The organism is Sinorhizobium sp. GQ132 (assembly GCF_059758575.1).
In genome coordinates this window covers 139,385-157,227 of the sequence record NZ_JCAXDX010000002.1, presented here as the reverse complement: position 1 = coordinate 157,227, position 17,843 = coordinate 139,385, and the positions used below count along the sequence as shown (strand labels likewise).

The window sequence follows — 17,843 nt, the reverse complement described above, 5'->3', positions numbered from 1 at the left end:
GCTCAGACCTCGCTCACCACCTGGTTGCCGGATATGACATGCACTTTGTAATCGCCGAAGACCTGGGCGGCCTCGCCGGAGGCATAGAGCGCCTGGTACGCGTCGTGCGGCACCAGTGCATGCTTCTCATACGCGCTTACCCCCATGCGCGCCGCCTCCAGATCGGCGGTCTCGATGTGGAACTCCTCCTGCGCCTGGGTGGAGGACCAGAAGCCACGCGTCGCCGGCCGCTCCGCCTTCGAGAAGACCTCCTGCACCGTCCAGGTGAGCAGCCACGCATTCTCGGTCTTGCGCACCCTGGAGAGAATGTCGTTGACCCTCGCATTGTTCTCGGTGATGCCCGCCGAATAGAAGGGGCCGAGCACGATCCGGCGAAGCTGCTTCGGATGCAGTTCGGGGAAGTCCCTGTCGAGATTTGTGGCGATCGTCACCGGCGTCAGCGAATAGGCGCTGTTCTTGGCGGCGAAATCGTCGAAACGGCTTGCGAGCTCCGGATTGAGCAGGCCACCCACGGGGAGCGGAATCTCGACTCCCGGGTTGAGTTTGCCATCCTCGGTCACCAGCATCGCGACGATATTCTCCGAGGAATCCTCGATCGTCGCCATATAGATCATCGGCAGCGTCTGGCTGCCGTCGAAGGCGCCCCAGGAAACGACGTAATAGGGCCGCATGGTCTTCGGATTGACCGCGACCCGGATCGTCTCCGGCAGGATGAACGGCGAAAAGATATCCCCCTTGCCGATCTGCTCCAGATAGAGCCTTTCGGCCATGCGAACCTGAAGGGCCTCGGGGAACGCCCTCTGCCTCAGGATGAAATCGACCATTTCCTCGCGCAGCGCATCGGCGGAAGGAATGCTCGCAAGCCGCTTCTCCGCATTCTGCCGGTCGTTTTCGAGTTCCAGCACGTTCTGGAAAACCGGAAAGCCGCTTTCGGCGCGCGAGATGCGAAACTGTTCGACGAAACCGATCCGGTTTTCCCAGCAGGCGATTGAGGCTTTCAGCCGGGCAAGATAGGGACCGATGACTTCGCCGACGACGCTGTCGCGGTAAAGCGGCGAATTGCGGTCTCCGAGGAAGAGCTCGAGCCCTGCGAGCGCCGCCCGGACGGAGCCGAAATATTGCCTGACGGCCGAAGGAATGGCGGTATTCATGGCAGCTCTCCCGGCAAATGCCGAAAGGCGGTCGCAGATCGGATCATTGCCGCCTTGCCGATCACTGCTTCACATAATTTGCTGCATTATGCTTGTCCATCACCGTCTGGAAGCGGCGCGCGAAGGCGTCGTCGGCGAGTTTCTTGCGCCGCTGGATATCCTGCGTCGCAAGCATGTTCTTTTCATGCATCTCAAGCAAATCGCCGATGTGGCGCTGTGCGGCCGCGCCGATCCCGGCCATGGTCTCCTCGGCGGCCGTGTCCACCTGACTGCCGAGCGTGTTGATCTTGTGCGCCACGTCCTGCTGCGCAGCCGTCTTCAACGAATCTTCCAGTGCCTTGTAGAGAACGATGCGCTGTTCCGTGTCGATGGTAAGCTTATTGATCAGCGTGTTCTGGGCGGCGATCTGGTTGTTCAAAGAATCGACGAAGGTCTGGAACATGGCCGTGTAGCGCTCGAGCGTCTGGCTCTCGGCCAGAAGCTCCTGTTCCTTCGCCTGCTTTTCATTGTATTCGGTCGCAAGCTGCGAGCGCTCGCCTTCGAGGTCGGTTCGGGTCTTCTGGTCTGTCGAGGCGGCGATCCTGTTCTCGATATCGAGCAGCAGCGGGTTGAGCTCTTCGATCCGCTTCTGAGTCTGTTCCAGCGCAGCCATCGTGCCCTTGCGGCGCTCGATCACCTGGATGAGGCTCTGCTCGGAGGTCTTGTAGCGCTGGTCGAGAATCGCCTTCTGGTCCTTGAGGATGCCGACGATGGTATCCGATTTCGACAGCAGTTCCTGCAGGTTGCCGGCAAGCGACATGTTGCGCACGCGATCGGTCCGCAGCCTCTGCATCTTCTGCTTCGAGAAGATTCCGATGAATTTCTCGTAGCCGGTGTAGCTCTTCATGCTTTCGAACTCGGCGCCGAAGACGTTCGTGGCATCCTCCAGTCCGATGATCAGATCGGCGATGTTGGCTTCCATCACCTTCTGCTGGTTGACGACGTCCTGAATGCGGGCGTTCTCGATATCGAAATTGACGTCGCCGAGCTTGGTGTCCGCCTTGGCGAATTGCTCGAGAACGACGCCGGACTGCTCGAGCTTGCCGCGCATCTCCTTGACGACGGTTCTGGTCTTCTCGATCTCGGAGTCAAAATTCTGAAGCGTCGCCATTGCCTTCTCCCCTAAGCCAGCCAGCAGTGCGAGCGGACTATTTCAGCCCTTGATTGCACTTATATAAAGGATGTTTAGCACGGATCGACAAGGGCGGTGGCCGCTTTTTCAAGCGCACGACAGCAGGGCCGGTGCATCGCCGCCGGCCGGCTTGCGCCTCAGTCTTCGTGCATCCGGTCTTCCCAATGGCGACGACAATAGGAGACGTATTTCTCATTGCCGCCGACATCCACCTGAGCGCCCTCCCGCATGACCTTGCCGCAGCCGTCGAGGCGAACGACCATCGTTGCCTTGCGCCCGCAATGGCAGATGGTCCTGACTTCGCGCAGCTCATCCGCGATAGCGAGCAGAGCCATGGAGCCGGGGAAAAGCTTGCCCTGGAAGTCCGTCCTCAGGCCATAGGCCATGACCGGGATGCCGAGGCGATCCGCCACACGCGCCAACTGCCAGACCTGATCTTCACCGAGGAACTGCGCCTCGTCCACGAAGACGCAGGCGATTTCACCGGAGCCGTCGCCGTTCAGGCGCTCGATCAGCGCATGGAGATCGTCCTCGCTACGGAAGGGGATCGCCTCCGATTCCAGCCCGATGCGAGACGCGATGCGACCCTGGCCGGCGCGGTCGTCGAAAGCTGCGATCAGCATCACGACGCGCATGCCGCGCTCCTGATAGTTGTAGGCGGCCTGCAGGAGCAGCGTGCTCTTGCCCGCATTCATCGTCGCATAGCTGAAATAAAGTTTGGACATGGTCCCATCTCCGGACATCGTGCCCGCTACATGACGGGGCACGCGTCCGATGACCAGAGCATCCCGCAGCGACTCACAGATTTCCGAGAGGGCGCACATGCGATGCCCGCAAGTCCTGCTCGCACCGGGGGGGCGGTATTTCGCGGGCATTGCGACATCAGGCGTCGCTTTATGCATCCCGTTAATGTACTGAGGCAATACACTTCTTTAAACGCCGGGGCGCTTGAATTCGCGCTTCATTGGTGTTTGGCTAAAAAAAGAACACAAGGCAGGGGAACGACGACGATGATAAGGACGCTTTCTCTCAAATTCACGCTGGCGGGGGCCGTTTGCATGGCAACCCTGACCGCCGGAAGCGCTTTTGCAGCCGAACCGGAAAGCTGCGGCACGGTCCGCTTCTCCGACGTCGGCTGGACCGATATCACAGCGACGACGGCGACCGCGACGACCATCCTCGAGGCGCTCGGCTACGAAACGGACGTGAAGGTTCTGTCGGTGCCGGTTACCTACACATCGCTGAAGAACAAGGACATCGACGTCTTCCTCGGCAATTGGATGCCGACCATGGAAGCGGATATCGCCCCCTACCGCGAGGATAAATCCGTCGAGACGGTGCGCGAAAACCTCGCAGGCGCGAAATACACGCTTGCGACCAATGCCAAGGGCGTGGAACTGGGCATCAAGGACTTCAAGGATATCGCGGCCCACAAGGACGAACTCGACGGCAAGATCTACGGTATCGAACCGGGCAATGACGGCAACCGCCTGATCATCGACATGGTCGAAAAGGGCACCTTCGATCTCAAGGGCTTCGAAGTGGTCGAATCCTCCGAGCAGGGGATGCTGGCGCAGGTCGCCCGCGCCGAGAAGTCCGGCGACCCGATCGTCTTCCTCGGATGGGAACCGCATCCGATGAACGCCAATTTCAAGCTCACCTATCTTTCCGGTGGCGATGACGTATTCGGCCCGAATTACGGCGGCGCGACGGTGCACACCAATGTGCGCGCCGGATACACGACCGAATGCCCGAATGTCGGCAAGCTTCTCCAGAACCTTTCGTTCTCCCTCCAGATGGAGAACGAGATCATGGGCAAGATCCTCAACGACGGCGAAGACCCGGAGAAAGCTGCGGCCGCGTGGTTGAAGGACAATCCGCAGAGCATCGAACCCTGGCTTGCGGGGGTCACGACCAAGGATGGCGGCGACGGACTGGCCGCGGTCAAGGCCGCCCTCGGCCTCTGACCGGCGGCAGATCACGCGTGGCATTTTGAATTGCTGCATGTTCCGTGCTCAAATCGGCTCCGATATGGGAAATGCAGTGAGGCGGGGAAACACCCCGCCTTTTTTCCACCGGTCTTTTGACCTGAGTGTTGACCCTGGCAAGAGGGACCCTGTTTCGTGGAATTCCTGACTGAAAACCCCATCCCGATCGGCGCCTGGGCGAAGTCTTTCGTCGACTGGCTGACGACGAATTTCGACCTGTTCTTCGACCAGCTCGCCAACGTGCTTTCGGCGATCATTTCGGTCCTGCTCTACATCCTCCAGACGCCGCACCCGCTTATCATCATCGCCGTCGTGACGGCGCTCGCATGGTGGTTCCGCCGCTCCCTCGGCATTGCCGCCTTCACCTGTCTCGGGCTGCTCCTGATCGTCAATCAGGGCTATTGGCAGGAGACCACGGAAACGCTGGCGCTGGTCCTTGCGGCAACCTTCGTCAGCATGGCCGTCGGCGTGCCCCTCGGCATAGCTGCGGCGCGCCGTGCCTGGATCTACTCGATCATGCGGCCGATCCTGGACCTGATGCAGACGATCCCCACCTTCGTCTACCTCATTCCGGCGCTGATCCTTTTCGGACTCGGAATGGTGCCGGGGCTGATCGCCACCGTCATTTTCGCCATTCCCGCGCCGATCCGGCTGACGCGACTCGGCATCATCTCGACGCCGCCGGCGCTGGTCGAGGCCGCCGAATCCTTCGGCGCGACGCCCTGGCAGGTGCTGCGCAAGGTCGAACTGCCCTTCGCCATGCCGCAGATCATGGCAGGCCTGACCCAGACCATCATGCTGTCGCTCTCGATGGTGGTGATCGCAGCGCTCGTCGGTGCCGACGGTCTCGGCGTGCCCGTCCTCAGAGCGCTGAACACTGTGAACATCGCAAGAGGATTCGAGTCCGGTCTCTGTATCGTCATTCTCGCGATCGTTCTCGACCGTCTTTTCCGCTCGTCCGATGAAGGAGAAGGCGCATGACCGACGCCGTCGTTTTCAAGAATGTCGACATCATCTTCGGCAAAAACCCGCAGATTGCCGTGCAGATGGTCGACCAGGGCAAGACGCGCGATGAGATCGGTGCCGCCACAGGCCTGGTACTGGGCGTCGCCGGCGCTTCGCTGACCATCAATGAAGGCGAGATCCTCGTTCTGATGGGGCTGTCCGGCTCCGGCAAATCGACGCTGCTCAGGGCCGTCAACGGCCTCGCGCCGGTGGTGCGCGGCGAGGTCGAGGTCAAGACCGCGAACGGATCGCTGAACCCCTATCGCTGCAACGCCAAATCTCTGCGCGACTTCCGCATGCATACGGTCTCGATGGTGTTCCAGCAGTTTGCGCTTCTGCCGTGGCGAACGGTGGCGGACAATGTCGGCTTCGGGCTCGAACTGGCCGGCGTTGCCGATGCCGAACGAAGAAAGCGCGTCGGCGAGCAGCTTGAACTCGTCAACCTGGCCAAGTGGGCGGACCGCAAGGTCAACGAGCTCTCGGGCGGCATGCAGCAGCGGGTCGGCCTCGCAAGAGCCTTCGCCACCGGCGCCCCGATCCTGCTGATGGATGAGCCGTTCTCGGCCCTCGACCCGCTGATCCGCACGCGCCTCCAGGACGAACTGCTCGAATTCCAGCGGCGGCTGAAAAAGACGATCCTCTTCGTCAGCCACGATCTCGACGAGGCCTTCCGTATCGGCAACCGAATCGCCATCATGGAAGGCGGAAGAATCATCCAGTGCGGGACGCCGCAGGAAATCGTGAAGGAGCCGGCAAATCAGTACGTGGCCGATTTCGTCCAGCACATGAACCCGATCACCATGCTGACGGCGAAGGATGTGATGCAGACCGGCGTCGGGCGAGCCGCCGCCAATACCGGCGTTTCGGCAACGGCCAGGCCCACCACGCCGCTCGTCGATATTCTCGACGCCATGTCGCGTCAGCCGGGCAGCATAGGTGTGGTCGACAACGGCTCCGTCGTCGGGATCATCGACGCCCAGAACATCGTCGAAGGATTGACGCGCCACCGCAACAAAAGTTGACGCGGCGCGCTGGCCCGCCGGAAGGAGTCGATCATGAGCGAGAAACCCAGTGTGCTGCGCGAGACGGACGAGGAAGCACGCAAGCTCGCCCGGGTGCTTCTTCGTTCGGCGAGAAGCGGCGCGCTTGCCGGGATCGAGCCGGGGAGCGATGGTTTTCCCTTCGTCAGCCGTGTACTCGTCGGCATCGATATCGACGGAACGCCGGTCATCCTCGTGTCGCGGCTGTCGACGCATACTCAAGCGCTCACGGCGGACCGGCGCGCTTCGCTGCTGACCGGCGAACCGGGCAAAGGCGACCCGCTCGCCCATCCGCGCCTGACGGTCCAGTGCGAGGCGGAAGCCGTCCCGCGCGATTGCGCCCTCCACCTGCGTCTTCGCGAACGATTTCTTCGCCGGCACCCCAAGTCCAAGCTCTATGCCGATTTTCCGGACTTCGGCTTCTTCCGTCTCAACCCGTTGCGGGCAAGCCTCAATGGCGGCTTCGGCCGCGCCTATGTGCTGACGGCGGAGGATCTCGCCATCGCTTCGCCGGCCGCTGCCGCCATCGCGGAAATGGAAGGCGGCGCGATCGAGCACATGAACGCCGATCACGCCGAAGCCGTGCGATATTATGCAACCACTCATTGCCGCGCACCGGAAGGCGACTGGAAGATCGTCGGCATCGATTCGGCAGGGCTCGACCTGTCGGACGGCGACCGTCTGCGCCGCCTGGAGTTCGAGACGCCTCTTGCCGACGCGGCCGAATTACGGCCAATTCTAAAAAAACTTTACCGTTAATCGCATCTTAGCTACCCCCATTTCTTGCAGGGGGTGGTTGCCCTTTTATGCATCACGGCTAATTATCGTGCTTCATCAATCATAACTACGTGTGATGAATTCTCGCATGGAGCACACGATGCAGCCTCTTCCGCCTGAAAAACACGAGGACGCCGAGATAGCAGCCGGTTTCCTTTCGGCCATGGCAAATCCGAAACGCCTGCTCATCCTCGACTCTCTCGTCAAGGAGGAAATGGCGGTTGGCGCCCTGGCCCATAAGGTCGGGTTGAGCCAATCGGCTCTTTCTCAGCACCTCTCGAAGCTTCGTGCGCAGAATCTGGTCAGCACCCGTCGTGACGCACAGACGATCTATTATTCGAGCTCGTCCGGCGCCGTGTTGAAGATTCTGGGCGCACTATCCGACATCTACGGCGAAGACACCGATGCCGTGGACGAAAAGCCTCTCGTTCGCAAATCGGCGTAACCTCCCAGCACGTCCGTCGACCGAACAGCACGCCTCATCAAGCCCCGCCGATCCGATCGCGGGGCTTCATTTTTGGCGGGTGAGCAGGCCTTCTCGGTCCCGTCGCAGACTGGCCCGCAACATCGTGCTACATGATCATGCCATGAACCTTGAAAGCGAAATTCTCATCCTCACCGGGCCACCCGGCTCCGGAAAGACCACGACAGCGCAGGCGCTCGCGGCAGAGCCAGGATCATCGAAGGTCCATCTTCACTGCGACGACTTCTGGCATTTCATCAAAAACGGGGCGATACCGCCCTATCTGCCCGAAGCTCACGAACAAAACGCCGTCGTTGTCGACGTGTTGACGAAAGTGGCCGCGACCTACGCACATGGCGGCTATTTCGTCATTGTGGACGGCATCGTCGGACCGTGGTTCCTGAAACCATTCAGGAAAATCACGGCACCGCTCCACTACGTCGTTCTGCGTCCGCCGCTCGATGTCGCCATCCGGCGCTGCCAACAGCGCGGCGGAGACACATTGACAGACCCCGTGCCCATCGGGGCGCTTCATCAGCAGCTCTCATCGCTCGGCCCCCTCGAACGGCATGTTCTTCCGACCGAAGGACACACTCGGGAGGACACGCTCAGTGCCGTGATCCAGGCCGTGGAAAGCGGATCGTTTCGCCTGGCTTGACGCCCCTCGGCGGGCTGATAGTTTGACCAACGGGTAAAGAATCCGCCCCGGCAAATCCAGATTGCCGGGACTCGACGAGGAGGAAAGACATGTCCAACCGCCTGAACACCACGCCCAACGACCTCAGAGCCTTCTGGATGCCCTTCACCGCCAACCGGCAGTTCAAGAAGGAACCGCGGCTGTTCGTCGGCGCCAAGGACATGTACTACACCACCCATGACGGGCGGACGGTTCTCGATGGAACTGCAGGGCTCTGGTGCGTCAATGCAGGCCACTGCCGTCCGAAGATCACCGAGGCGATTCGTGAACAGGCGGGCGAACTCGACTACGCGCCGGCCTTCCAGCTCGGCCATCCGAAAGCCTTCGAGCTCGCAAACCGGCTGGTCGACATCGCGCCCGAGGGCATGAACCACGTCCTCTACACCAACTCAGGATCGGAATCGGTCGATACCGCCTTGAAGGTGGCTCTCGCCTACCACCGCGCCAAGGGCAATGGCTCGCGCTTCCGCCTCATCGGCCGCGAGCGCGGCTATCACGGCGTCAATTTCGGCGGTATTTCGGTCGGCGGCATCGTCGCCAACCGAAAGATGTTCGGCACGCTGCTGACGGGCGTCGACCACCTTCCGCACACGCATCTGCCTGCCAAGAACGCCTTTACCCGCGGCGAGCCCGAGCACGGCGCCGATCTCGCGGCCGAACTCGAGCGCATCGTCACCCTGCATGACGCCTCGACGGTCGCCGCAGTCATCGTCGAGCCCGTCGCCGGCTCGACCGGTGTTCTCATCCCGCCGAAGGGCTATCTCCAGAAGCTGCGCGAAATCTGCACCAAACACGGAATCCTGTTGATCTTCGACGAGGTCATCACCGGCTACGGCCGCCTCGGCACGCCCTTTGCCGCTCAATATTTCGACGTGAAGCCGGACATCATCACCACGGCCAAGGGGCTTACCAACGGCGTCATTCCGATGGGCGCGGTCTTCGTGACATCGGAAATCCACGACGCCTTCATGACCGGGCCGGAACACCTGATCGAGTTCTTCCACGGCTACACCTACTCGGGCAATCCGATCGCCTCGGCCGCGGCGCTTGGAACGCTGGATACCTACAAGGAAGAAGGGCTGCTGACGCGCGCCGCCGAACTTGCCCCCTATTGGGAGGAGGCGCTGCACTCGCTGAAGGACTGCCCGCATGTCATCGACATCCGCAATATCGGGCTGATCGGCGCGGTCGAACTCGAGCCGATCGCCGGCGAGCCGACAAAGCGCGCCTTCTCCGCCTTCCTCAAGGCTTACGAGAAAGGTCTGCTGATCCGCACTACGGGCGACATCATCGCATTGTCGCCGCCGCTGATCATCGAAAAGCAACAGATCGACGAGCTTTTCGACAAGCTGCGCGACGTTCTGAAGAACAATATCTGAGGCATTCCTGCCAAAGGCAAAATCCTTTCCCCGGATACGGGGAGAGGGTTATTGTCATGAAATCAATATCAAGGACGAGGTGCACGCATGTCTGAAGCGCTCGAACGTCTCATCGATCAGGGCGTCGGCCGCGAGCCGGCGGACATCGTGCTCAAGGGCGGGCGGTTCTTCGATCTGGTCACCGGCGAGCTGGTCGCCTCCGACATCGCCGTTTCGGGCGAGCGGATCGTCGGCACCTGCGGCGACTATCAGGGCCGTGAGGAGATCGACGTTACCGGCCGCATCGTCGTTCCCGGCTTCATCGACACGCATCTCCACATCGAATCGTCGCTCGTCACCCCGCACGAATTCGACCGCTGCGTGCTGCCGCTCGGCGTCACCACTGTTATCTGCGATCCGCACGAGATCGCCAATGTGCTCGGCACCGAAGGCATACAATATTTCCTGGATTCGGCGACAGAGACGATCATGGACATCCGCGTCCAGCTCTCCTCCTGCGTGCCGGCGACCCATCTGGAAACGTCCGGTGCCGACCTGCCGATCGAGCGCCTCACGCCCTTCCGCCACCACCCGAAGGTGATCGGCCTTGCCGAGTTCATGAACTTTCCCGGGGTGGTCAACAAGGATCCGGTTTGCCTCGCCAAGCTCGATGCCTTCCAGGACGGTCATATCGACGGCCATGCCCCCCTGCTCCGCGGCAAGGAACTGAACGGCTATCTCGCCACGGGGATCCGCACCGATCACGAATGCACGAGCGCGGAGGAAGCGCTCGAAAAGATACGCAAGGGCATGCACATCCTCGTTCGCGAAGGTTCCGTTTCCAAGGACCTGCAGGCCCTCATGCCGATTCTCACCGAGCGGCTGTCGCCCTATCTGGCCCTCTGCACCGACGACCGCAACCCGCTCGATATCGCCGAGCAGGGCCATCTCGACTACATGATCCGCACGGCCATCGCCGCCGGCGTCGAGCCGCTCGCCATCTATCGCGCCGCTTCGATTTCCGCCGCGCGCGCCTTCGGCCTGCGCGATCGCGGCCTCGTGGCACCTGGCTGGCGCGCCGACCTCGTCGTCGTCGACAGCCTGGAAAATTGCAAGGCCGAACTCGTTCTCTCCGCCGGCCGGCGCGTTACGGATGCTCTCTTCGCCGGGCGCAAGCCGGTCGAGCCGGTGGGGCTCGACAGCGTCAAGGCACGCGAGGTCAAGGCTGCGGACTTCGGCCTCCCCTACAATGAAGGCGAGACTTCGGTGCTCGGCGTCCTGCCCGGCAAGATCATCACCGAACACCGCCGATATCGCCTGCCCGCCGAAGGCAACCGAACCGGCGTCGATCTCGACCGCGACATCATCAAGGTCGCCGTGATCGAGCGCCACGGGGTCAACGGCAATCATGCCAATGGCTTCGTCCAGGGCTTCGGCCTGAAAAAGGGCGCGATCGCCTCCACGGTCGGCCACGACAGCCACAATATCTGTGTCGTCGGCGTGAGCGAGGAGGACATGGCTGTCGCCGCCAACCGGCTCGGCGAGATCAAAGGCGGCTTCGTCGTCGTCGAGGACGGCAAGGTCACCGGCGAGATCGCCCTGCCCGTCGCCGGCCTGATGAGCCTAGAACCGCACGAGCGCGTGCGCGATACGCTACACCATCTGCGTCAGGCCGCCTTTGCGCTGGGCGCCACGCTGGAAGAGCCCTTCCTGCAACTTGCCTTCCTGCCGCTGCCGGTGATCCCGCATTTAAAGATTTCCGACCGCGGGCTTGTCGATGTGGACAGGTTCATGCTGATCGGGTGAGGGTCGAGGCGCGGCATTCGCTGACGCAGCCGCACCTCGACTCCACTACCGCAACCTCCCGCAGAAAACGTCGAGCGCGGCGAGACTGATCGCATTATCAGCGAAAACCGGTGCAAAACCGGGCATGGGATGCGGCTCGGCGACGAGCGTCGTCGGGAGGTGAAACGTCTGCGGCTCCTGGGTCAGGTTGAAGACGAACAGCAGCCGCTCGCCTTCCTTTTCTCTGGTGAAGACCAGAAGGTCCTGGTTGGTGCCCAGGAAGGTCATGTCTGCGTCGACCAGCGCGGACTGCGCCCGACGGAACGCAAGGGTCTGGCGATAATGCTCGAGCACCGATCCTTCGACGCCCTCCTGTGCATCCACCGCCAGCCTTCGGTGCCCGTCGCGCACCGGCAACCAGGGAGCCCCCTCGGAAAAGCCGGCATTCGTCAGCTCTCTTTCCCAGACCATCGGGGTCCGGCACCCGTCGCGTCCGGCGAAGGCCGGCCAGAAGCGGATACCGTATGGGTCGCGCAATTCTTCGAAGGCAAGCTCCGCCTCCGGCAGGCCGAGCTCCTCTCCCTGATAAAGGCAGATGGTGCCCCGCAGGCTGGCAAGCAGCGAGATCGCAAGCTTCGCCACGCGCTCCCGGTCGGCCTCGCGCGGCGCGAAGCGGCTGACATGACGCATGACGTCGTGATTGGAGAAGGCCCAGCAGACCCAACCGTCCGTCACCGTTGACTGGAAATTCTCGACGCAGCGGCGGAAGTGGCGCGCGGTGAATTCCGGCCCGAGCAGGTCGAAGGTATAGCACATGTGCAGCTTGTCGCCGCCGCTCGTATAGGCGGCAACCGTCTGCAGCGAGCGTGACCCGTCGCCGACCTCCCCCACCGTCGCACGGCCGCCATATTCATCGAGCAGTGCTCGAAACCGGCGCAGGAAACCGAGGTTCTCCGGCTGCGTCTTGTCATAGAGGTGGTCCTGCATGCCGTAGGGATTGACCTCCGGAGCATCGCGGCTCGTTGCGTCCGGATCCGGCACCAGCGGCGGGTTGTCCCGCAGAAGCTTGTCGTGGAAATAGAAATTCGCCGTATCGAGCCTGAAACCGTCGACCCCGCGGTCGAGCCAGAAGCGGACCGTCGCGAGCACCGCCTCCTGAACCTCCGGGTTGTGGAAGTTGAGGTCCGGCTGCGAAGACAGGAAGTTATGCAGGTAATATTGCCGGCGCACCCCGTCCCATTCCCAGCCCGGACCGCCGAAGATCGAAAGCCAGTTGTTCGGCGCCGTTCCGTCCGGCTTCGGGTCGGCCCACACATACCAATCCGCCATGGCATTGGTCCGGCTCGAGCGACTTTCGACGAACCAGGGGTGGCGGTCGGATGTATGCGAGATCACCTGGTCGATGATCACCTTGAGCCCCAGCCGATGGGCCTCCGCCAGCATCTCGTCGAAATCGGCGAGCGTGCCGAACATGGGATCGACGTCGCAATAATCCGAAACGTCATAGCCCATGTCCGCCTGGGGCGACGTGAAGAAGGGCGAAAGCCAGATGGCATCGACCCCGAGCGAGGCGATATGGGGAAGCCGCCGGGTGACACCGCGAAGGTCGCCCATTCCGTCGCCGTCCGTATCCTGGAAGGAGCGCGGATAGACCTGATAGATCACCGCTCCGCGCCACCAGTTTTCGTTCGATCCAGATGCCGCCGGCATGCGCAGCTCTCCATGGTTGGTTCAGCAACCCAGATTTATCTTCACCGCTTCTTCGAGTAAACGCCGCCGTCAACATTCGCTTGCTCGCGCAGTGACATGCGCTTAATTCGGATCAGCGGAAAGGGAGGACTGAATGACGGGCAAACTGCTTTCGATCGGCGAATGCATGGTGGAGCTCATGCAGGCGGAAGGCGACATGCTGCGCAAGGGCTATGCCGGCGACACCTTCAATACCGCCTATTACGCCCGGCTCTTCCTGCCGGCGGACTGGACGGTCGATTATTTCACGGCCGTCGGGACCGACACGGTTTCGGACGAGCTGCTGGCCTTCATCGAGAGCACCGGCGTCGGCGCGGCGCACATCCGCAGGATCGAAGGACGAACGCCCGGCCTCTATATGATCCACCTCAAGAATGGCGAGCGCAGCTTTTCCTACTGGCGCTCGACTTCCGCTGCGAAACTGCTCGCGGACGATCCCGATCGGCTCCGGACGGCGATCGAGGCGGCGAATGTGGTGTTCTTTTCGGGAATCACCCTGGCGATCCTGTCGCCGGAGGCGGCAGAAACATTGCTTGCGGAGCTTCGGCGGGCAAAGGCGGGCGGGCGGCAGGTCGTCTTCGATCCGAACATCCGGCCACGCCTTTGGGACGACGCCGCTCGGATGCGCGCGACGATTGAAGCCGGTGCGCGGGCGGCAACGATGGTGATGCCGAGCTTCGACGACGAGGCCACGCATTTCGGCGATGCATCCGTGGAAGCGACGATCGAGCGCTATCGGGCACTCGGCGCCGAAAACGTTGTGGTCAAGGATGGTGAAAACGGCGTCACGCTCGATTTTACGGGTGAAGACCGGGTTCACGTTCCCGCCTCGCAGGTTTCCGCCGTCGTCGATACGACCAGCGCCGGCGACAGCTTCAACGGCTCCTTCCTCGCCCGTCTTGCCAGCGGCGACAGTCCGGCCGATGCCGCGGTCTTCGCCGCCCGTGTTGCGGCCGCCGTGATCGGTCACCATGGCGCGCTGATCGGACGGGACAAGCTGCCGCGGGGTTAAAGCGCGATCCGGGTGAAGGTGGCAGCAAGCCCCCCTGCCGGGCGGAGGGGTACCCTACGCGTTTTGTGCCACCGCATCCCGCCGGAACCCCTTGCTCGCGACCATGAGATTGCGCGTATATTCCTCCGCAATGCGGCCGGCGACCAGGTCGGCCGAGGTCAGCCGCTCCACAACGCGGCCGTTCTGCATCACCGCCAGCCGTTCGCACATATGGGTGACGACGCCGAGATCGTGGCTCACCATGATGAAGGTCAGACCGCGGTCGCGCCGCACCTCTTCGAGGAGGTTCAGCACTTCCGCCTGCACGGACGCGTCGAGCGCCGAGGTCGGCTCGTCCAGGAGCAGGATCGAGGGTTCCAAGATGAGGGCGCGTGCGATCGCGACGCGCTGGCGCTGGCCACCGGAGAGCTGGTGCGGATAGCGGAAGCGGAAACCGGATCCGAGGCCCACCTCGTCCAGGGCCTTCAGGATGCGGCGCTCGCCGTCGCCGACGCCGTGGATCGCCAGAGGCTCCATCAGCTGCCGGTCGACCGTCTGGCGCGGATGCAGCGAACCGTAAGGATCCTGGAACACCATTTGCACCGCCCGATAAAAGGCCTTGTCACGACGCGTGCCACGAACCTCGCGGCCTGAAACCCGGATCGTTCCTTCGCTTGCCGCGGTGAGACCGGCGACGGCGCGCAGCAGGGTGGACTTGCCCGAGCCGGATTCGCCGACGAGGCCGAAGGACTCGCCCTTCGCGACATCCACGCGGACGGCATCGAGCGCCTTGAACTCGTCGAAGACGACGCTCAGATTTTCGACGGATACGGCCTCGGTCATAGCGCCCACTCCGGTTTGCGGTCGAGCACCGGCAACGGATGGCGATCCGCCCCGATCACCGGCATGCAGTTCAGGAGACCTCGTGTATAGGGATGCTTGGCATTGCCGAGTTCCGATGCGGCGATCTCCTCGACGATCCTGCCCGCATACATCACCAGAACCCGGTCGCAGAAGGAGGAGACGAGGCGCAGGTCGTGCGAGACGAAGATCAGCCCCATGCCGCGTTCCGCCACCAACTTGTCGAGGATCGCGAGGACTTCGAGCTGAACCGTCACGTCGAGCGCCGAGGTCGGCTCGTCCGCGATCAGGAGTTCCGGCCCGGCAACCAGCATCATGGCGATCATCGCCCGTTGTCCCATGCCGCCCGAGACCTCGTGCGGATAGAGGTCGAAGACGCGGGAAGCGTCGCGGATCTGCACGGCCGCGAGCATCTCGAGCGCCCTCTCCCGCGCTTCCGCGCGGCCGACCTTCTCATGCCGCCGCAAGGTCTCGACGATCTGCCGTCCAATGCTCATCACCGGGTTCAGCGAATATTTCGGATCCTGCAGGATCATGGCGATGCGCTTGCCACGCAGGTCCCGCCGGAGTTTTGGGGAGGCCGAAAGAAGATCGATCCCTTCGAAGGCAAGCCGTTTCGCCGTCACTTCCGCGTGCGGCGGCGTCAGCCCCATGATGGCACGGCCCGTCTGCGACTTGCCCGAGCCGCTTTCGCCGACGATGCCGAGGCGCTCGCGCCCGAGGGTAAAGGAAACCCCGCGAACGGCCTCGACAACCCCGGTGCGCGTCGGGAACCGGACCCGGAGGTCCTCGACTGTCAGAAGCGCGCTCATTGGCCGCTCTCCCGGGGATCGAGCGCATCGCGCAGCCCGTCACCGAGCAGGTTGAAGCCGAGGCTGACGATCAGGATGGCGATGCCGGGCATGGTCGCCACCCACCACTGGTCGAGGATGAAGCGCCGGCCGGAGGCGATCATGGCGCCCCATTCCGGCAGCGGTGGTTGCGCGCCGAGGCCGAGGAAGCCGAGGCCCGCGGCCGTCAGGATGATGCCGGCCATGTCGAGCGTAACGCGGACGATCAGCGACGACATGCACATGGGCATGACATGGCGGAAGACGATGCGCAGGGGCGAGGCGCCCATCAGCCGCACAGCGGCGATGTAATCGGAGTTGCGCACTGTCAGCGTTTCGGCGCGGGCGATGCGCGCATAGGGCGGCCAGGAGGTGATGGCGATCGCGATCACCGCATTTTCGATCCCCGGGCCGAGCGCCGCGACGAAGGCCAGCGCGAGCACGAGCTTCGGAAAGGCGAGGAAGATGTCGGTGATGCGCATGAGGACCGCGTCAACCCATCCGCCGGCATAGCCGGCGACGGCGCCGACGATCAGGCCGACCGGTGCCGCGATGACTGCGACGAGAAGGACGACAAGGAGCGTCAGCCGCGAACCGTGTATCAGCCGGGAGAGAATGTCGCGACCCTGGTCGTCCGTGCCGAGCAGATAGCTTTCGCTGCCGGGCGGCAGAAGCCGCGCGCCGGCAAGGTTTCCGATGACCGGAGAGTGAGGCGCGAGCGCATCGGCGAAGATCGCAACGAATACGAGCGCGAGCAGAATGCAAAGGCCGAGCACCGCAAGCCGGTTGGCGGAGAAGCGCCGCCAGGTCATATAGGCGCGGCCGAGCCGAGCCTGGGTCCGCGACTGCGGGCGATCTGAAAGCAGCCACTCGCGGCGCGTCATCGGGCGTGTTTCGGTGGCAAGGCTCATCGGGCGCGCGTCCTCGGGTCAAGCGTCCGGTAGAGAAGATCGGACAGGAGATTGATGGCGATGAAGACCGATCCGATGATGATCGTGCCGCCGAGAACGGCATTCATGTCGGCATTCTGCAGTGAATTGGTGATGTAGAGGCCGAGCCCCGGCCAGGCGAATACGGTCTCCGTCAGGACCGACCCTTCGAGCAGGCCGGCATAGGAGAGCGCGATCACCGTCACCAGCGGCACCGCCGCATTGCGCAGCGCGTGCGTCCATATGATCCGCGCCTCCGAAAGGCCCTTGGCTCGCGCCGCAACGATATATTCCTGCTGCAGCTCGTTCAGCATGAAGCTGCGGGTCATGCGGCTGATATAGGCGAGCGAGAAATAGCCGAGCAGCGAAGCCGGCAGGATGATGTGCCGGAAGACGTCGCGGAAAACGTCCCATTGGCCCTGCCAGGCCGAGTCCAGGAGGTAGAAACCGGTGGCCGGCGTGAAGCTGTATTCGTAGACGATATCGATGCGGCCGGGATAGGCGACCCATTGCAGCCGCGCATAGAAAACGAGCAGCGCGAGCAATGCCAGCCAGAAGATCGGCACGGAATAGCCGACGAGGCCGATGACGCGAACAACCTGGTCGGCGATGCTGCCGCGCTTGACGGCGGCGAGAACGCCCAGCGGCACGCCGATGAATGCACCGATCAGGGTTCCGAGCGTCGCGAGTTCCATGGTGGCCGGAAAGACGCGGCGGATATCCGCCATGACCGGATTGGTGGTCAGCACCGAGGTCCCGAAGTCGCCGGTGAATGCTTGCCGGCAGTAGATGAAGAACTGCTGGTAAAGCGGCAGGTTGAGCCCCATCGCTTCGCGCGTGCGTTCCACGACGTGATTCGGCGCCCGATCGCCGAGAACGGCGAGCACCGGATCGATCGGGATGACGCGGCCGATGAAGAAGGTGACGGCGAGAAGGCCGAGATAGGTGGTTGCCACGACGACGAGAAACTGCAGTACCGCGACAAACGCCTTCCGGGAACGGGCGCGCCGGCGCCCGCTCATGGGTTCAATTCCGCTCATGCTCAAGG

Annotated in this window: 17 protein-coding genes; 9 read left to right on the top strand and 8 right to left on the bottom strand. The window is 62.8% G+C overall.

The genetic code is table 11. The features are described from left to right. Nucleotides 1-2: 2 nt before the first annotated feature. From AC6CIG_RS04870 to AC6CIG_RS04860, 3 genes are all read right to left on the bottom strand, one after another. Nucleotides 3-1,151, bottom strand: a complete 1,149-nt coding sequence (locus AC6CIG_RS04870; protein WP_127710147.1) for a hypothetical protein — start codon at nt 1,149-1,151, stop codon at nt 3-5. A 61-nt stretch (nt 1,152-1,212) separates the two neighbouring features. Then, the gene (locus tag AC6CIG_RS04865; protein WP_018095687.1) at nt 1,213-2,301 is read right to left on the bottom strand and encodes a hypothetical protein; all 1,089 of its coding nucleotides are present in this window, start codon (nt 2,299-2,301) and stop codon (nt 1,213-1,215) included. Between the two features lie 158 nt (nt 2,302-2,459). Next, on the bottom strand, nt 2,460-3,047 hold the full coding sequence (locus AC6CIG_RS04860; protein ID WP_127710149.1) for a thymidine kinase: 588 nt from the start codon (nt 3,045-3,047) through the stop codon (nt 2,460-2,462). Nucleotides 3,048-3,332: 285 nt separating this feature from the next. On the opposite strand from AC6CIG_RS04860, the gene AC6CIG_RS04855 reads away from it, so the two are divergent. The 8 genes from AC6CIG_RS04855 to ade all read left to right on the top strand — a co-directional run bounded on the left by AC6CIG_RS04855 (nt 3,333) and on the right by ade (nt 11,456). Continuing rightward, on the top strand, nt 3,333-4,289 hold the full coding sequence (locus AC6CIG_RS04855; RefSeq protein ID WP_018095689.1) for a choline ABC transporter substrate-binding protein: 957 nt from the start codon (nt 3,333-3,335) through the stop codon (nt 4,287-4,289). A gap of 156 nt (nt 4,290-4,445) precedes the next feature. Continuing rightward, complete coding sequence (gene choW / locus AC6CIG_RS04850; protein ID WP_018095690.1) at nt 4,446-5,291, top strand: choline ABC transporter permease subunit; 846 nt, start codon at nt 4,446-4,448, stop codon at nt 5,289-5,291. Next, nucleotides 5,288-6,337, top strand: a complete 1,050-nt coding sequence (gene choV / locus AC6CIG_RS04845) for a choline ABC transporter ATP-binding protein (protein WP_127710153.1) — start codon at nt 5,288-5,290, stop codon at nt 6,335-6,337. Before choW ends, choV begins: the two co-directional genes overlap by 4 nt. Before the next feature lie 33 nt (nt 6,338-6,370). Beyond that, a complete protein-coding gene (locus AC6CIG_RS04840) occupies nt 6,371-7,114 on the top strand; it encodes a HugZ family pyridoxamine 5'-phosphate oxidase (protein WP_018095692.1) in 744 nt (247 codons plus the stop codon). A 118-nt stretch (nt 7,115-7,232) separates the two neighbouring features. Next, a complete protein-coding gene (locus AC6CIG_RS04835) occupies nt 7,233-7,577 on the top strand; it encodes an ArsR/SmtB family transcription factor (RefSeq protein WP_020487479.1) in 345 nt (114 codons plus the stop codon). Between the two features lie 142 nt (nt 7,578-7,719). Continuing rightward, complete coding sequence (locus AC6CIG_RS04830; protein WP_437408800.1) at nt 7,720-8,253, top strand: ATP-binding protein; 534 nt, start codon at nt 7,720-7,722, stop codon at nt 8,251-8,253. 89 nt (nt 8,254-8,342) lie between these two features. Beyond that, nucleotides 8,343-9,671 (top strand): omega-aminotransferase AptA, encoded by a 1,329-nt coding sequence (gene aptA / locus AC6CIG_RS04825; protein WP_018095695.1) that lies wholly within the window; start codon nt 8,343-8,345, stop codon nt 9,669-9,671. Between the two features lie 87 nt (nt 9,672-9,758). Continuing rightward, nucleotides 9,759-11,456 carry an adenine deaminase gene (gene ade / locus AC6CIG_RS04820; RefSeq protein ID WP_127710155.1) on the top strand — a complete coding sequence of 566 codons (1,698 nt, stop codon included), beginning with the start codon at nt 9,759-9,761 and terminating at the stop codon, nt 11,454-11,456. A 45-nt stretch (nt 11,457-11,501) separates the two neighbouring features. On the opposite strand, the gene bglA is transcribed toward ade, so the two are convergent. After that, on the bottom strand, nt 11,502-13,145 hold the full coding sequence (gene bglA, locus AC6CIG_RS04815; RefSeq protein ID WP_127710157.1) for a beta-galactosidase BglA: 1,644 nt from the start codon (nt 13,143-13,145) through the stop codon (nt 11,502-11,504). 133 nt (nt 13,146-13,278) lie between these two features. Here bglA and AC6CIG_RS04810 point away from each other — a divergent pair, with 133 nt between their 5' ends. Continuing rightward, the gene (locus AC6CIG_RS04810) at nt 13,279-14,196 is read left to right on the top strand and encodes a sugar kinase (RefSeq protein ID WP_127710159.1); all 918 of its coding nucleotides are present in this window, start codon (nt 13,279-13,281) and stop codon (nt 14,194-14,196) included. A 54-nt stretch (nt 14,197-14,250) separates the two neighbouring features. Here the strand turns inward: AC6CIG_RS04810 and AC6CIG_RS04805 are convergent, their stop codons facing one another. The 4 genes from AC6CIG_RS04805 to AC6CIG_RS04790 are packed head-to-tail and all read right to left on the bottom strand — an operon-like array spanning nt 14,251 to nt 17,835. After that, entirely contained in the window at nt 14,251-15,018 is a 768-nt protein-coding gene (locus AC6CIG_RS04805; protein ID WP_127710161.1) for an ABC transporter ATP-binding protein, read from the bottom strand. Continuing rightward, nucleotides 15,015-15,848 carry an ABC transporter ATP-binding protein gene (locus AC6CIG_RS04800; protein ID WP_127710163.1) on the bottom strand — a complete coding sequence of 278 codons (834 nt, stop codon included), beginning with the start codon at nt 15,846-15,848 and terminating at the stop codon, nt 15,015-15,017. The genes AC6CIG_RS04805 and AC6CIG_RS04800 overlap by 4 nt, the downstream gene beginning before the upstream one ends. Continuing rightward, entirely contained in the window at nt 15,845-16,777 is a 933-nt protein-coding gene (locus AC6CIG_RS04795; RefSeq protein ID WP_018095701.1) for an ABC transporter permease, read from the bottom strand. The genes AC6CIG_RS04800 and AC6CIG_RS04795 overlap by 4 nt, the downstream gene beginning before the upstream one ends. Next, nucleotides 16,774-17,835, bottom strand: coding sequence for an ABC transporter permease (locus tag AC6CIG_RS04790; RefSeq protein WP_033047285.1), 1,062 nt, complete (start codon nt 17,833-17,835; stop codon nt 16,774-16,776). Before AC6CIG_RS04790 ends, AC6CIG_RS04795 begins: the two co-directional genes overlap by 4 nt. Between the last annotated feature and the right edge of the window lie 8 nt (nt 17,836-17,843).